Source organism: Halomonas sp. AOP7-B1-5 (assembly GCF_052353045.1).
GTDB classification, from domain to species: Bacteria; Pseudomonadota; Gammaproteobacteria; order Pseudomonadales; family Halomonadaceae; genus Vreelandella; species Vreelandella colorata.
Map to the genome: position 1 here is coordinate 1 of NZ_JBQTDC010000036.1, position 12,736 is coordinate 12,736.

Sequence of the window (12,736 nt, forward strand, 5' to 3'; positions counted from 1 at the left end):
AAGCGCCTGCGTTGAGGCGCTTTTGTTGATAACCCTACAAAGGAATACGTTAATCAAGCGTAGGCTCAAGCCCCCACTTGAACCCTGCGGCCTCAATACCGGCAATGGCGGCCTGCTGATCTTCGCTTGACGATGCCCCACTGATGCCTACGGCACCAATCACGCAGTCCTTATCATCAAGAATGAGTACACCACCGGCCACAGGGGTAAACCGACCTTGAGAAGCGGCCGCTACGCTGGCTAGAAAGGCCGGTCGCTCTTGATTGCGCTCCCCTGTCACGCCGCTGGCAACACCAATGCCTAGCGCGGCATAGGCTTTGCCTTGCGCCACGGCGTAGCGCAACGGCGCGCATCCATCTTCACGCTCAGCCACCACGACGTGGCCGCCACCATCCAGCACCACGATGGTCAATGGCGTAAGGTCAGCCTCCCGGGCTTGGGTAATCGCCCCTTCCGCCATTGCTCGGGCCTGGGCGCGGGTTAACTGCACGCTTGCAAGATATACGTTACCTACCATTGATGGCTCCTTGTGATCCTTGTTAAATGCTAATTTCTCCTAATATCAGGAGAGGTCGAATACGCTTTACCAGCAATTTTTTTATACCCTGGTTAATATTGAATTCATAATTACTTTTGCAGATCATAGGTAGACTCGCCACTATCCCAAGCGGGAAGACAGCTAAATTTTATTAGCACCATGCAAAAGTACTGTACAAAGCTTGGTAGGATCGCCAGGTGGATGACCGAGAAGGAAGAGAACAATGACGAAGATACTGCAGCGCAATTTATATCGCGAAGTCGCCGACCGTATTGGCGATCTTATCGAGCATGGCGAACTGTCGCCTGGCGAGCGGATATCAGAAAAACAGCTGTGTGAAAAATTTGGCGTTTCGCGCACTCCCCTAAGAGAAGCACTCAAGGTGCTGGCGACCGAAGGCCTGATTGAGCTGCTGCCCAACCGCGGCGCCCGGGTGGTTCGCTTAACCTTCAAGAAGGTCAAGGACACTTACGATCTTATGGCGGCGCTGGAAGGTTTATCCGGCGAACTGGCCTGCCAGCATATCACCGACAAAGAAATTACCGTCATTCGAAAGCTGCACAACAACATGCTCGAACACTATCATCAGCATGATTTAAAAGCCTATTTTGAGCTTAATCGGCAGATCCATGAAGGCATTTTGGCCGCCTCTAAAAACGAAGTGCTTCAGGAGATGTACAGCAATCTTAGTCAGCGCGTAAAACGAGTGCGCTACTCGAAAAAGATGACCCAGGCGTTTTGGGATCAGGCGGTCAAGGATCATGAAAACATGATCAATGCGCTGGAAAAGCGCGATAGCCAGCTGCTCGGCCAGATTCTGCGCGACCACCTGTGCAATAAGCTTGAAGTGGCGACGTTAGCTGGGGTGATCGAAGATGAAGCGCCTGATGAAGGGCATAGCGTTGTTAACGCATAAGCGTGCTACCACGGCTCCATACGCATAGCGGAGCGCTCCAGGCGCTCACTTTCTGCCTCCAGCTCACGCAAAAGCTCGGTAATGCTGGTGAGATGCTCAAGCGCGACCTGGCGTGCCTGCTCGGCATCGCCGGATACCACGGCATCGTGAAGCTTTGCATGCTGGCGGTTGATCATCTCGCGCGGGCCCTCGCGATGATAAAGGTGCTTGACGGAAGCAAACACCGAGCTCAGCAGCAGATCGGTCAGGCTTTGTAGCGTATGCACCAGCACCGGGTTGTGGGATGCCTGGGAAACTGCCAAATGAAACGCGTGGTCCAGCCGCGCCAGACGCTCCACATCAATAGGGTCTGAATGCTCGGCATAATCCGCCATTTCCCGGTAGCGCCGGGTAATCAGCACGCGATCCATGGACGTGCCTCGCCTGGCGGCCAAAAACGCCGACTCGCCTTCCAGCAGAGCGCGCACTTCGAGTAAATCAAACAGCGTGCGCGGATGGTCATGAAACAGGTGCATCAGCGGGCTTTTATCCTGCATGGGTAGAAGCGACGCCACGGTTGAGCCGTGGCCCTGGCGCGTTTCGATCATCCCTCTACTACGCAGAATCCGTAGGCCTTCACGTAGCGAGGCGCGTGACACCTTGAGCCGCTCGCACAGCCGCCTTTCTGACGGCAACAACTGCCCAGGGCGAAAAACACCCTCCAGAATCAAACGCTCCAGCCGGGCCGCTACGTTTTCAGGCGTACGCCTGCCCATGGACATGTCTTCACTGGAAAAGCCCATGCTCGTTCCTTTCAAAAGCCCGCCTAGATGATCCATAAGATAAACCTCATCGTACCGTACCTACAAAGCTCAACATTGCATGATTATCGACCAATTACTGGTCTGACCATTGCACCACACTCTGGACAGGCATACAAAAACAGCTCAGATTGACCCATGCTTGATTAACCGTGCGGTTACCTTAAACGATAAAAAACCTGGGATGTTGTGATGAATATCCTCTTTGATGAACGTCTTGATGGCGAGCTTGCCCGCCGTGATAAAACCGAGGTTTTAACCGATATACAGCAGGCCGTGCCGACCCTGACCCTGCTTCACCGGGAAGAAGATCTGCGCCCCTTCGAGTGCGATGGCTTGGCCGCTTATCGGGTATTGCCCATGCTGGTAGCACTGCCTGAAAACCTTGAACAGGTCGAAGCCCTGTTAAAACGCTGTCACGCATTGGACGTACCAGTGGTGACGCGAGGTGCGGGAACCGGTCTTTCCGGCGGCGCGCTGCCGCTTGAGCAAGGTGTACTGCTTGTGATGTCGCGGTTTAACAAGATACTGAGCGTTGACCCTGATGCACGCATGGCCCGCGTGCAGCCTGGGGTGCGCAATCTGGCCATTTCCGAGGCGGCCGCGCCTTACGGGCTTTACTACGCCCCCGACCCGTCATCGCAAATTGCCTGCTCGATTGGCGGCAACGTGGCGGAAAACGCCGGCGGCGTACACTGCCTTAAATACGGTCTGACCGTACACAACGTACTGCGCGTTGATGTGCTGACCATTGAAGGTGAGCGCATGACGCTGGGCGCCGAATCGCTGGATGCGCCGGGTTTTGATCTGCTCGCTCTGATGAACGGTTCAGAAGGCATGCTGGGGGTGGTCACCGAAATTACCGTCAAGCTGCTGCCCAAACCGGAGACCGCCAAAGTCTTGATGGCAAGCTTTGACGACGTTGAAAAAGCCGGCCGCGCAGTGGGCGACATTATTGCGGCGGGCATTATCCCAGGCGGTCTGGAAATGATGGATAAGCTTGCCATCAAGGCCGCTGAAGATTTTGTCAAAGCGGGCTACCCGCTGGACGCCGAGGCGATTTTGCTGTGCGAGCTTGATGGCGTTGAAGCGGACGTGGATGACGACTGCGAGACGGTACGCCGGGTGCTCGAAAAAGCCGGTGCCACGCAGATTCAGCAAGCCCGTGATGAGCTGGAGCGCGCCAAGTTCTGGGCCGGGCGCAAAAATGCCTTTCCGGCGGTTGGTCGCATGTCGCCTGATTACTACTGCATGGACGGTACGATACCCCGCTGCGAACTTCCCCGCGTGCTCAAGGGCATAGCAGCGCTTTCTGAACAGAGCGGCCTGGCGGTGGCCAACGTCTTTCACGCCGGTGATGGCAATATGCACCCCCTGATTTTGTTCGATGCCAATAAAGAGGGTGAGCTGGCACTGGCCGAAGAGGTAGGCGGCAAGATTCTGGAGCTGTGCGTGGCCGCTGGTGGTTCGATTACCGGCGAGCATGGCGTAGGGCGCGAAAAGATCAACCAGATGTGCAGTCAGTTCCAGGCGGATGAGATCAGCGTTTTCCATGCGCTAAAAGCCGCGTTTGATCCCAAGCGACTGCTTAACCCAGGAAAAAACATCCCCACACTGGCCCGCTGTGCTGAATTTGGCGCTATGCATGTCCATAACAATGAATTGCCGCATCCAGAGCTACCGCGCTTTTGATGATAAATCGAACAAGGCAAACACCAGGAAAGACCATGACTGATTTAGCGATTCACGCCGCCGACCGCGATATTTCTGAGCGCCTGTGTGAGCAGGTGCGTACGGCTTATGAAAAACGCACGCCGCTACGTCTTGTGGGCGGCGATACCCGCGCATTTTATGGCCGCCCGGTAGAAGGCCAGCCGCTTTGCATAGCCGAACACAGCGGCATTGTGTCTTACGACCCGGTTGAGCTTGTGGTAACGGTACGCGCCGGTACGCGATTAAGCGCGCTGCAGAAAGCCCTGGCCGAACACCATCAGATGCTTGCCTTTGAACCGCCTAGTTTCGGTGAGAACAGCACCATCGGCGGCGCGGTGGCGACCGGCCTTTCCGGGCCTCGCCGCCCCTGGGCGGGTGCAGCGCGTGACTTTGTGCTTGGCACGCGAGTAATTACTCAGGAAGGCAAGCTGCTGCGCTTTGGCGGCGAAGTCATGAAAAACGTGGCGGGCTACGACCTTTCCCGCTTAATGGCTGGCGCCCAGGGAACACTTGGCGTGCTTGCGGATATTTCGTTTAAAGTGTTGCCGATTCCGACAGCAAACCACTGCTTGCGTCTACCCATGGGCCTAGAAGATGCTTTGAATAAACTGGCGGAACTTGGTCGTTTGCCGTTACCCATCACCGCAGCCGCCTGGCATGCAGGCGAGCTTTATATTCGCCTGGAAGGCGGCAACAGCTCGGTAAAAGCGACCCAGGAGCGCCTGGGCGGCGAACCACTGGAAGCCAGCTTCTGGCGTTCGCTTGCCAATCAAACCCATGGATTTTTTCATCTTGAGGATGGCAAGGCGCTTTGGCGACTGTCGCTACCCCCGCATACCGCGCCGCTTGCGCTGGATATTCCCGAAGCCGATATCTTCTACGACTGGGGTGGCAGCCAGCGCTGGGTAAAAACCACGCTTGATGCAGCAACGCTGCGCAATGCGTGCCAGGCCGCAGGCGGTCACGCCACCTGCTATACGCCGCAGGCGCAGGGCGGTGCGGCAGAGCCGTTTACCCCGTTAAACAGCGTGGTTGAAAAATATCACCGCAATTTAAAAGCGGAGCTGGACGTTCACGGTATTTTCAACCCCGGTCGTCTCTACGCGGCGTTTTAATCAGGAGAGCTGATATGCAAACGCATTTTACCGATGCAGATCGTCAAAAGCCGCATATTCAGGAAGCTGAGCGCATCTTGCGCACCTGCGTCCACTGCGGCTTCTGTAACGCCACCTGCCCTACCTATCAGCTGCTGGGCGACGAGCGTGACGGCCCTCGCGGGCGCATCTACCTGATGAAGGAGCTGCTGGAAAGCCGCGACGAAGATGACCAGGTCACGGCAGAAACCCGGCTGCACTTGGATCGCTGCCTAACCTGCCAGAACTGTGAAACCACCTGTCCGTCTGGGGTCGAGTACCACAAGCTTTTGAATATCGGCCGCGCGGAAATTGAGCGCCGTGTACCGCGCCCGCCGGCCGACCGCGCCCAGCGCTATGCCTTGCGCAAAATGATGGTCGAGCCCAAGCGTTTTCAAACGCTGTTAAAACTGGGACTCACGTTCAAACCATTGGTGCCGAGCAAGCTGCGCAACAAGATGCCTGCAGCGCCGGTCAATGCGGGCAAGCGGCCTGATAGTAAGCTGCATACTCGCAAAATGCTGATTTTAGAAGGCTGTGTACAGCCTGGGCTGTCGCCCAATACCAATGCCGCTACCGCTCGGCTGCTGGATCGTCTACATATTAGCCTGACACCAGTGGCAGAAGCCGGCTGCTGTGGGGCAATTGATTTCCACCTTAACGCTCAAGATGACGGTCGCGCCCGCATGCGCGCCAATATTGATGCCTGGTGGCCGCATATCGAACAGGGCGCCGAGGCGATTGTTCAAACCGCTAGCGGCTGCGGGGCGTTTATCAAAGAGTATGGCTACATGCTCAAAGATGACCCGCACTACGCTGAAAAGGCCAAGAAGATCAGCGCGCTGGCAAAAGATATCGTCGAGATTCTGCGTGAGGAGCCTCTGGAAGCACTACAGGTTAAAGAGACCCAACGCTTGGCCTTCCATTGCCCGTGCACACTGCAGCACGCCCAGAAGCTTAACGGCGCGGTAGAAGGCGTATTGATCAAGCTGGGGTTTTCGCTGACACCCGTGCAGGATGCGCACCTCTGCTGCGGGTCCGCAGGTACTTACTCCATCACCCAGCCAGAGCTTGCCACGCAGCTGCGCGATAATAAGCTGGCGGCGTTGGAAGCGGGCAATCCAGAGCTTATAGTAACCGCTAATATTGGCTGCCAAACGCATTTAGCAGGTGCTACCCGAACGCCAGTGCGCCACTGGATTGAGGTCGTGGACGCGGCACTGATGACTCACTGATCTTCCTGCTGCGCCCACCAACCGGCGCAGCAATTACCATCCTGTTGATAAAAAAAGGACCTGATATGAAAACCAAAGCCGTACTTGTTCAAGCCGATATCACAAAAATTCTCGAGGCCGCCCAAAAAGAAGCCGACACCAACAGCTGGCCGGTCACGATTGCGATTACCGATGACGGCGGCCATCTGCTCGCCCTTAGCCGCCTGGACGGCGCGGCGCCCTTTAGCGCCGAAATCGCCACGCACAAGGCACGCAATGCCGCCCTGGGCCGTAAAGAAACCCAAGTGTTCGAAGAGATGATTAACGGCGGCCGTACAGCATTTGTGTCTGCTCCCTTCCCAGGCCTGCTATCCGGTGGCGTACCCATCATCGTTGACGGTCAGGTAATCGGCGCAGTGGGCATTTCTGGCGTAAAACCCGACCAGGACGTGCAGATTGCCAAAGCAGGCATTAGCGCGGTTGCCTAACTGGCTTAAAAACTAGCGCACATACGAAAAAACCCCGGATCAAAGATCCGGGGTTTTTAGAATTCGTCGGTATGAAACCGAAAATAATTATACCCGTACACTTAAAATTTCAGTGCGTAACATAAACGCTAGTGCTTAATGGCGGACCGGACGAGACTCGAACTCGCGACCTCCGGCGTGACAGGCCGGCATTCTAACCAACTGAACTACCGGTCCACAAATAAGGCACTTATACAACCGTATTACAACTGCAACCATTTAAAAGGACTTTAAATGGTGGGTGGTACTGGGTTCGAACCAGTGACCCCCAGCTTGTAAGGCTGGTGCTCTCCCAACTGAGCTAACCACCCAGGGTGTTGATCTTTAATCAACCAATCTGCAAGTTATCGTGGCGGACCGGACGAGACTCGAACTCGCGACCTCCGGCGTGACAGGCCGGCATTCTAACCAACTGAACTACCGGTCCGAATAGCGATAACTGCTACAAAGCAAAAAAGTATGATGATGGCGGACCGGACGAGACTCGAACTCGCGACCTCCGGCGTGACAGGCCGGCATTCTAACCAACTGAACTACCGGTCCGCTGTTGCATCATGCTGATGTTACTTTGGTACTGCTTTACGTTTCCAGGCCATCTTTCGATGGTGGGTGGTACTGGGTTCGAACCAGTGACCCCCAGCTTGTAAGGCTGGTGCTCTCCCAACTGAGCTAACCACCCGCTGGTCACGTGGTGCTGCATTCTACAGAAGCCTACCTGAATGTCAACACGTTATGTTTAAACTTTGTGATTTAAACCAGCGCGTTGCTCACATTCCCGAAGGCGTTCCATGAGCGCGGACGAAGGATGCCGCAAGTGTGGCCGCTTCGTCAATCAAAAACTCATGTTTTAATCCAGATGCACGGCGCGGCTTGAAATCATGGTCGCCATTGGTAAGCCATTCAAGCTGGGTTTGCGCCGTTAACGAGTAGCCTGAGACCTCCTCGCGCGTACCAAAAGGGTCACGCTCGCCCTGCAAAATTAGCAGTGGGCAATGAATATCCGCCCAGTGGCTCAAACGCAGCTTGCCAGGCGCTTTAGGCGGATGAAACGGGTAACCCGCCACAATCACTCCAGGGCAAACTTGCTGGCTTGCGGACTCCGTACTTGTGGACCCTGAACTTGCAAACGCCGTACTTGCAAACGCGGTACTTGCAAATGCCGTACTTGCAAACATAGTCGCAATACGTCCGCCCATTGATTTTCCGCCCACCCATAGCGGCTGGTCAGCCAATGGCCCAAGCAGCTTGTACCAGGCCGCAAAATGCTCAAGCGTTTTCGTCACAGGCGGCGGTGGGCGGCGCTTGCCCTGCTCCATCATTTGCTGCATATACGGAAAATCAATCGCGAAGACCTGAATGCCCTGGGCGGCAAGCGCATTGATCATATGCTGCATAAATGCCGATTGATGCCCTGCGCCAGCACCATGCGCCCATAAAAGCCGCCCGATATGCGCCTGCCCGGTGACGGAAAGTGGCCCAAACCCCTCAACCATAAAACAAGACGCTTCCTCCCGCGCCAGCGCAGCGGGCAACTGGTCAAGTTGAATAGGAACATAGTCTGCGTAAGCGTTCGGCACGACCGCTCTCTCCTTCGCGTTAGGGTTGGTGCAAAAAAATCATCAAGCGATAGGCAGGCATGACGACGAAACTCGCGCCCTTCCCATCAATGCTGCTAACCTTTTCACACGTTTCACACGTTAGCTATTAGGGCCTGTGGATAGATTGCCCATCGGTTAAGCAGCGCTCATTGTAAGGAAACATAATTGCTGGATAACGCGTTAACGATGCGCTTAGCTCAAGAGCCGTCAGCCAAGTCATGACAGCGCCTGCGGCCCCCTCTTGCTACCATTGCGGCAGCCACGTACCCGCCGATGCGCCTTGGCAAATTGTGCTGGATGAAACGGTGCACCCTTTATGCTGTCCAGGCTGCGAAGCCGTGGCGCACGCCATTGTACAGGGTGGCCTGGAAAGCTATTACCGCCAGCGTACCGACCTGCCCGGCAACCCCGTTAATGAGGCGCTTAACAGCGATGCCTGGGCGCACTTTGATAGCCCAGAACGTCAGGCAACGTTTGTGACGTCAGAAAGTGATACTGAGCAGCTAAGCGCGACCCTCGCGGTCGAAGGCATTACCTGCAACGCCTGTGCCTGGCTTATCGAGCATCGCCTAAATGCCCTTGAGGGTATCACCGCAAGCGCGGTGGATTTATCCCATCATCGCCTGCGCGTTAGTTGGCACGCCAACCAGCTTAAACTCTCTCAACTACTGGCCGTGCTTGCCACTATCGGCTACAGCGCTCTGCCGTTTGAGCCCGACCCCACCCAAGAGCACCTGCGGCATAAAAAGCGTGTAAATGCTTGGCGGCTGAGAATCTCGGGGACGAACCTTATCGGCATCACTCTGCTAGCGTTTTTTTTAAACGGTGCAGCATTAGAAAACGTTAACCCGCATGCTTATACGCTGTTTCACTGGCTGCCCCTTGGTCTAGCCACCGCCGTGATGCTATTCGCCACACCGCCTTTTTTCAGGCGTGCGCTTGTCGATATACGGCGCGGCCTGCTCGGCCCGGCGGTGCCTATCAGTTTAGCCTTGAGCATCGCTTACCTGGCAAGCATCTACGCAACGCTGCTTCATACTGGGGAGCACTACGCAGGTTTTATTACCCTGCTGACAACGCTCTTGCTGCTGGGCGGCTACGTTAAATCATCCCTAGGCCTGGGGCATGTTCAAAATACGCTCAAAGACGCCCTTCCTGCGTCGGCCACTCGGCTTTACCACGATGGCTGCGAGAAAATCCTGCCAATAGGGGAACTCGCGCCAGGTAATCACGTTGTAGTTAAACCGGGCCAGCGACTTCCCGTTGACGGCACGATTGAGCAAGGGACATCGAGCCTGGATGAATCGGTATTGAGCGGCGAGCAGCTTCCCATAACGCGCCAAGTAGGCGATCACGTGCTGGCTGGCTGTCGAAACCTGGAAAATTCGCTGGTCATCAAGGCAATCCTAGTAGGCGCTGATACTCGCACCGCGCATATTAGCGCCCAGGTTAAAGCTGCCTGGGGCGAGCAATCCTTGGCGGCGATCAACGCGCAAAACATGCACCGCTGGGTGAGTCGTTTACTCATAGCGAGCTTAAGCGTTACGACTATTGGCGGGTGGCTTGGGAAAGCCGAGGTACTGGATACCCTGCTCTCTATGCTGGTAGTGAGTAGTTTCTGTGCGTTGGCGATGGCGCATCCTGCGATCTTAGTAGCCAGCTACCAGCAGTTGCGCAAGCGCGGCGTGGTAATACAGACGCCTTCCGCTCTGATGACATTGTCGCAAACAGCGCATGTCTGTGAGTCTTTAGCTTCCCACCCTGACGTGGTCATTTTTAGCCCTCGCAAGGCCTGTGCCGGCGAGACTCTTGTCATTGCCCGCGCCATGCAGCGCTGCATACGCCACACCAGCGGCTTGGCCGTAGGCATAAGCCTGATATTATTTACCCTGGCAGCGCTGGGCTTTTTGTCTCCGCTGGGAGCCGTCTTGGGTGTTGTGATTAGCGTTCTCGCCGTCGTCGCCAATACGCTATGTTTTTCGCGCAGCCTTTCTCTTTCAGCCGCAAAAGGCATGTTATGAACCCGACCGGGCTTGATTTTCCACCGCTTATCGCCGCGTTTGTGTTTGGTTTGATGGGTGGCGCGCACTGCATTGGCATGTGCGGGGGAATCATGAGCGCGTTGACCTTTGCCGTACCGCCCAGCATGCGCCGCCCAGCACGTATGGGCGGCCTGCTGTTGAGCTACAACCTGGGCCGCATTACAAGCTATATGGCCGCAGGCACTTTAGTCGCCGCCTTCGGCACGCTGATTTCGCTTTCTCCCTTAGCCCGCCTGATACTGCAGGGGTTGGCGGCGCTAATGCTGATTTTAATGGCGCTCTACATCGCCAACTGGTGGAAGGGGCTTTTACGTGTCGAAGCCGTAGGAAAGCGCCTATGGCGCCACCTTGAACCCGTTGGGCGGCGTTTGATGCCGGTAGTCCATTTTCCCCAGGCATTTGCCCTAGGCGCTATATGGGGCTGGCTGCCCTGTGGATTAGTTTACTCAATGCTGGCGTGGAGCCTGGCAATCGCCCAGCCGCTTCAAGGCGCGCTGTTGATGGGGGCATTTGGTCTGGGCACCCTGCCCGCGCTACTGGCCACTGGGCTAGCGGCTCACAAACTTAGCCACCTTATCCGCCACCCGGCGACCCGAACCCTAGCAGCGCTGACCATTATTGCCTTTGCCTTATGGCAGCTATGGACGCTCAATGCTCATCTAGGTGGTCACGACCATGTGCCCTCACACTCCGACTCCCAACCTCATTCCCACTCGCACACCAATCATTGACGTAGCTCAACACTTTCTGGCCGTAACGGCGGTAGGCTATAGGTAGAGTTTTATTTCTAAGCTACCGGAGGCGTTTCCATGTCCGTTCATGCCACTGCGGCCTCCCTGCCCGTTACACCTGCCGGATTACCTAGCGCCCATTGGGATGAAGCGTTACTACGCCGCTATGATAAAAGCGGCCCTCGATACACGTCCTATCCAACCGCGCTGGCTTTTCATGAAGGTTTTACAGCGGATAACGTGATTCAAGCGCTTGAGCAGAGCAACGCCAGCCGACGGCCACTTTCACTGTACGTTCACGTGCCATTCTGTCGCAAAATTTGCTTTTACTGCGCATGCAATAAAATCGCCACTAAAAACACCGCCCTGGCGGAGCCTTACCTCTCCCGCCTGGACCGTGAAATGGTCCTCACCGCGCGCCACCTGGATACTTCACGACCCGTTAAACAGCTGCACTGGGGTGGCGGAACGCCGACGTTTCTTTCGCTGGCACAGATGGGCGATCTGATCGACCGCCTGGATGCCCGGTTCGGGCTTTCAAACGCCCCTGACCGCGATTATGCAATCGAAATCGATCCGCGTGAGGCCGATGTCTTTACCCTACGCCATTTGCAGTCATTGGGCTTTAACCGCCTAAGCCTGGGCGTGCAGGATCTGGATCCGCGCGTTCAAAAAGCGATCAATCGTCACCAGCCGCGCGTACTTACCGAAACGCTGATGGATGAAGCGCACCGCTTGGGGTTTCGTTCGCTCAATCTCGACTTAATCTATGGCCTGCCCTTTCAGACCGAAAAGAGTTTTGCCGAGACGTTAGCGCAAGTGATTGAGCTGAGTCCGGCGCGCTTATCGGTGTTTAACTACGCGCATCTACCCACGAGGTTTAAGCCCCAGCGGCGCATTAATGTTGACGACCTGCCGGGCGCTGATGAAAAGCTTTCGATCTTGCGTACCACCATCGAGATGCTAACGGCCGCTGGTTACGTGCATATCGGCATGGATCATTTTGCCAAGCCTGAAGACAGCCTGGCGCTTGCCCAGGCCAACGGGACGCTGCAGCGTAATTTCCAAGGCTATTCAAGCCATGCTAAATGCGATTTGATTGGGCTCGGGGTATCGGCTATTTCACATATAGGCGATAGCTACGCGCAAAACCCAGTCGACTTAGCCAGCTATGAAAACGCCTTGGACCAAGGTCGACTAGCGACCGTGAAAGGCCTAAGATTAAGTAAGGATGATCTAATAAGGGCCGACGTTATCGAACGCTTAATGTGCGATATGCGCCTGGATTTAGCCGCCATTAGCCAACGCTGGCAGATTGATGCTGCCGATTATTTTTCACTTGCGTTAGAACAGCTACACCCTGCTGAGCAGGATGGGTTAATCATCCGCCAGGGTGATACGCTTAACGCAACGCCAATGGGTCGTTTGCTGATTCGTCAATTAGCCATGGCGTTTGATGCCTGTTTGCCAGAGCAGTCAGGCAAGCGCTATTCGAAAATGGTCTAGCGGGCTGAGCGCGCGTAG

General features: G+C 55.7%; 11 protein-coding genes and 5 tRNA genes. 8 read left to right on the plus strand and 8 right to left on the minus strand.

Annotated features, from left to right (window positions below):
- Window positions 1-49: 49 nt before the first annotated feature.
- A complete protein-coding gene (locus ACT3XD_RS15500; RefSeq protein WP_192539834.1) occupies window positions 50-517 on the minus strand; it encodes a GlcG/HbpS family heme-binding protein in 468 nt (155 codons plus the stop codon).
- A 244-nt stretch (window positions 518-761) separates the two neighbouring features.
- On the opposite strand from ACT3XD_RS15500, the gene ACT3XD_RS15505 reads away from it, so the two are divergent.
- Window positions 762-1,454 (plus strand): GntR family transcriptional regulator, encoded by a 693-nt coding sequence (locus tag ACT3XD_RS15505; protein WP_192539833.1) that lies wholly within the window; start codon window positions 762-764, stop codon window positions 1,452-1,454.
- Window positions 1,455-1,459: 5 nt separating this feature from the next.
- Here ACT3XD_RS15505 and glcC read toward each other — a convergent pair whose 3' ends face one another.
- On the minus strand, window positions 1,460-2,236 hold the full coding sequence (glcC, locus tag ACT3XD_RS15510) for a transcriptional regulator GlcC (protein WP_192539832.1): 777 nt from the start codon (window positions 2,234-2,236) through the stop codon (window positions 1,460-1,462).
- A gap of 210 nt (window positions 2,237-2,446) precedes the next feature.
- Between glcC and glcD the strand changes: the two genes are divergently transcribed.
- From glcD to ACT3XD_RS15530, 4 genes are all read left to right on the plus strand, one after another.
- Entirely contained in the window at window positions 2,447-3,946 is a 1,500-nt protein-coding gene (gene glcD / locus ACT3XD_RS15515; RefSeq protein ID WP_026285607.1) for a glycolate oxidase subunit GlcD, read from the plus strand.
- 35 nt (window positions 3,947-3,981) lie between these two features.
- A complete protein-coding gene (gene glcE, locus ACT3XD_RS15520) occupies window positions 3,982-5,082 on the plus strand; it encodes a glycolate oxidase subunit GlcE (RefSeq protein WP_192539831.1) in 1,101 nt (366 codons plus the stop codon).
- Window positions 5,083-5,096: 14 nt separating this feature from the next.
- Complete coding sequence (gene glcF, locus ACT3XD_RS15525) at window positions 5,097-6,335, plus strand: glycolate oxidase subunit GlcF (protein ID WP_192539830.1); 1,239 nt, start codon at window positions 5,097-5,099, stop codon at window positions 6,333-6,335.
- Window positions 6,336-6,400: 65 nt separating this feature from the next.
- Window positions 6,401-6,802: a heme-binding protein gene (locus ACT3XD_RS15530; RefSeq protein WP_192539829.1), complete on the plus strand. Its 402-nt coding sequence runs from the start codon at window positions 6,401-6,403 to the stop codon at window positions 6,800-6,802.
- 139 nt (window positions 6,803-6,941) lie between these two features.
- Here the strand turns inward: ACT3XD_RS15530 and ACT3XD_RS15535 are convergent.
- The 6 genes from ACT3XD_RS15535 to ACT3XD_RS15560 form a co-directional block, all read right to left on the minus strand.
- Window positions 6,942-7,018 (minus strand) — tRNA-Asp (locus ACT3XD_RS15535).
- Window positions 7,019-7,076: 58 nt separating this feature from the next.
- Window positions 7,077-7,152, minus strand: a tRNA-Val gene (locus ACT3XD_RS15540).
- Between the two features lie 39 nt (window positions 7,153-7,191).
- Window positions 7,192-7,268: transfer RNA gene (locus ACT3XD_RS15545), tRNA-Asp, on the minus strand.
- A gap of 39 nt (window positions 7,269-7,307) precedes the next feature.
- A tRNA-Asp gene (locus tag ACT3XD_RS15550) sits at window positions 7,308-7,384 on the minus strand.
- A 60-nt stretch (window positions 7,385-7,444) separates the two neighbouring features.
- A tRNA-Val gene (locus ACT3XD_RS15555) sits at window positions 7,445-7,520 on the minus strand.
- A gap of 88 nt (window positions 7,521-7,608) precedes the next feature.
- Window positions 7,609-8,334 carry an alpha/beta fold hydrolase gene (locus ACT3XD_RS15560; protein ID WP_192539162.1) on the minus strand — a complete coding sequence of 242 codons (726 nt, stop codon included), beginning with the start codon at window positions 8,332-8,334 and terminating at the stop codon, window positions 7,609-7,611.
- Between the two features lie 323 nt (window positions 8,335-8,657).
- Between ACT3XD_RS15560 and ACT3XD_RS15565 the strand changes: the two genes are divergently transcribed.
- The 3 genes from ACT3XD_RS15565 (at window position 8,658) to hemN (ending at window position 12,718) form a co-directional block, all read left to right on the plus strand.
- Window positions 8,658-10,460, plus strand: a complete 1,803-nt coding sequence (locus tag ACT3XD_RS15565) for a heavy metal translocating P-type ATPase metal-binding domain-containing protein (protein ID WP_192539158.1) — start codon at window positions 8,658-8,660, stop codon at window positions 10,458-10,460.
- Window positions 10,457-11,212: a sulfite exporter TauE/SafE family protein gene (locus tag ACT3XD_RS15570; RefSeq protein WP_192539157.1), complete on the plus strand. Its 756-nt coding sequence runs from the start codon at window positions 10,457-10,459 to the stop codon at window positions 11,210-11,212. Before ACT3XD_RS15565 ends, ACT3XD_RS15570 begins: the two co-directional genes overlap by 4 nt.
- A 78-nt stretch (window positions 11,213-11,290) precedes the next feature.
- Entirely contained in the window at window positions 11,291-12,718 is a 1,428-nt protein-coding gene (gene hemN, locus ACT3XD_RS15575) for an oxygen-independent coproporphyrinogen III oxidase (RefSeq protein WP_192539156.1), read from the plus strand.
- The last annotated feature ends 18 nt before the right edge of the window (window positions 12,719-12,736 follow it).

What these genes read in the sequence shown, in the direction of transcription:
- glcD (WP_026285607.1), top strand. Translation starts at nt 2,447, where the DNA reads ATGAATATCCTCTTTGATGAACGTCTTGATGGCGAGCTTGCCCGCCGT.
- ACT3XD_RS15500 (WP_192539834.1), bottom strand. Translation starts at nt 517, where the DNA reads ATGGTAGGTAACGTATATCTTGCAAGCGTGCAGTTAACCCGCGCCCAG.
- ACT3XD_RS15505 (WP_192539833.1), top strand. Translation starts at nt 762, where the DNA reads ATGACGAAGATACTGCAGCGCAATTTATATCGCGAAGTCGCCGACCGT.
- ACT3XD_RS15560 (WP_192539162.1), bottom strand. Translation starts at nt 8,334, where the DNA reads ATGGTTGAGGGGTTTGGGCCACTTTCCGTCACCGGGCAGGCGCATATC.
- ACT3XD_RS15565 (WP_192539158.1), top strand. Translation starts at nt 8,658, where the DNA reads ATGACAGCGCCTGCGGCCCCCTCTTGCTACCATTGCGGCAGCCACGTA.
- hemN (WP_192539156.1), top strand. Translation starts at nt 11,291, where the DNA reads ATGTCCGTTCATGCCACTGCGGCCTCCCTGCCCGTTACACCTGCCGGA.
- glcF (WP_192539830.1), top strand. Translation starts at nt 5,097, where the DNA reads ATGCAAACGCATTTTACCGATGCAGATCGTCAAAAGCCGCATATTCAG.
- glcC (WP_192539832.1), bottom strand. Translation starts at nt 2,236, where the DNA reads ATGGGCTTTTCCAGTGAAGACATGTCCATGGGCAGGCGTACGCCTGAA.
- glcE (WP_192539831.1), top strand. Translation starts at nt 3,982, where the DNA reads ATGACTGATTTAGCGATTCACGCCGCCGACCGCGATATTTCTGAGCGC.
- ACT3XD_RS15570 (WP_192539157.1), top strand. Translation starts at nt 10,457, where the DNA reads ATGAACCCGACCGGGCTTGATTTTCCACCGCTTATCGCCGCGTTTGTG.
- ACT3XD_RS15530 (WP_192539829.1), top strand. Translation starts at nt 6,401, where the DNA reads ATGAAAACCAAAGCCGTACTTGTTCAAGCCGATATCACAAAAATTCTC.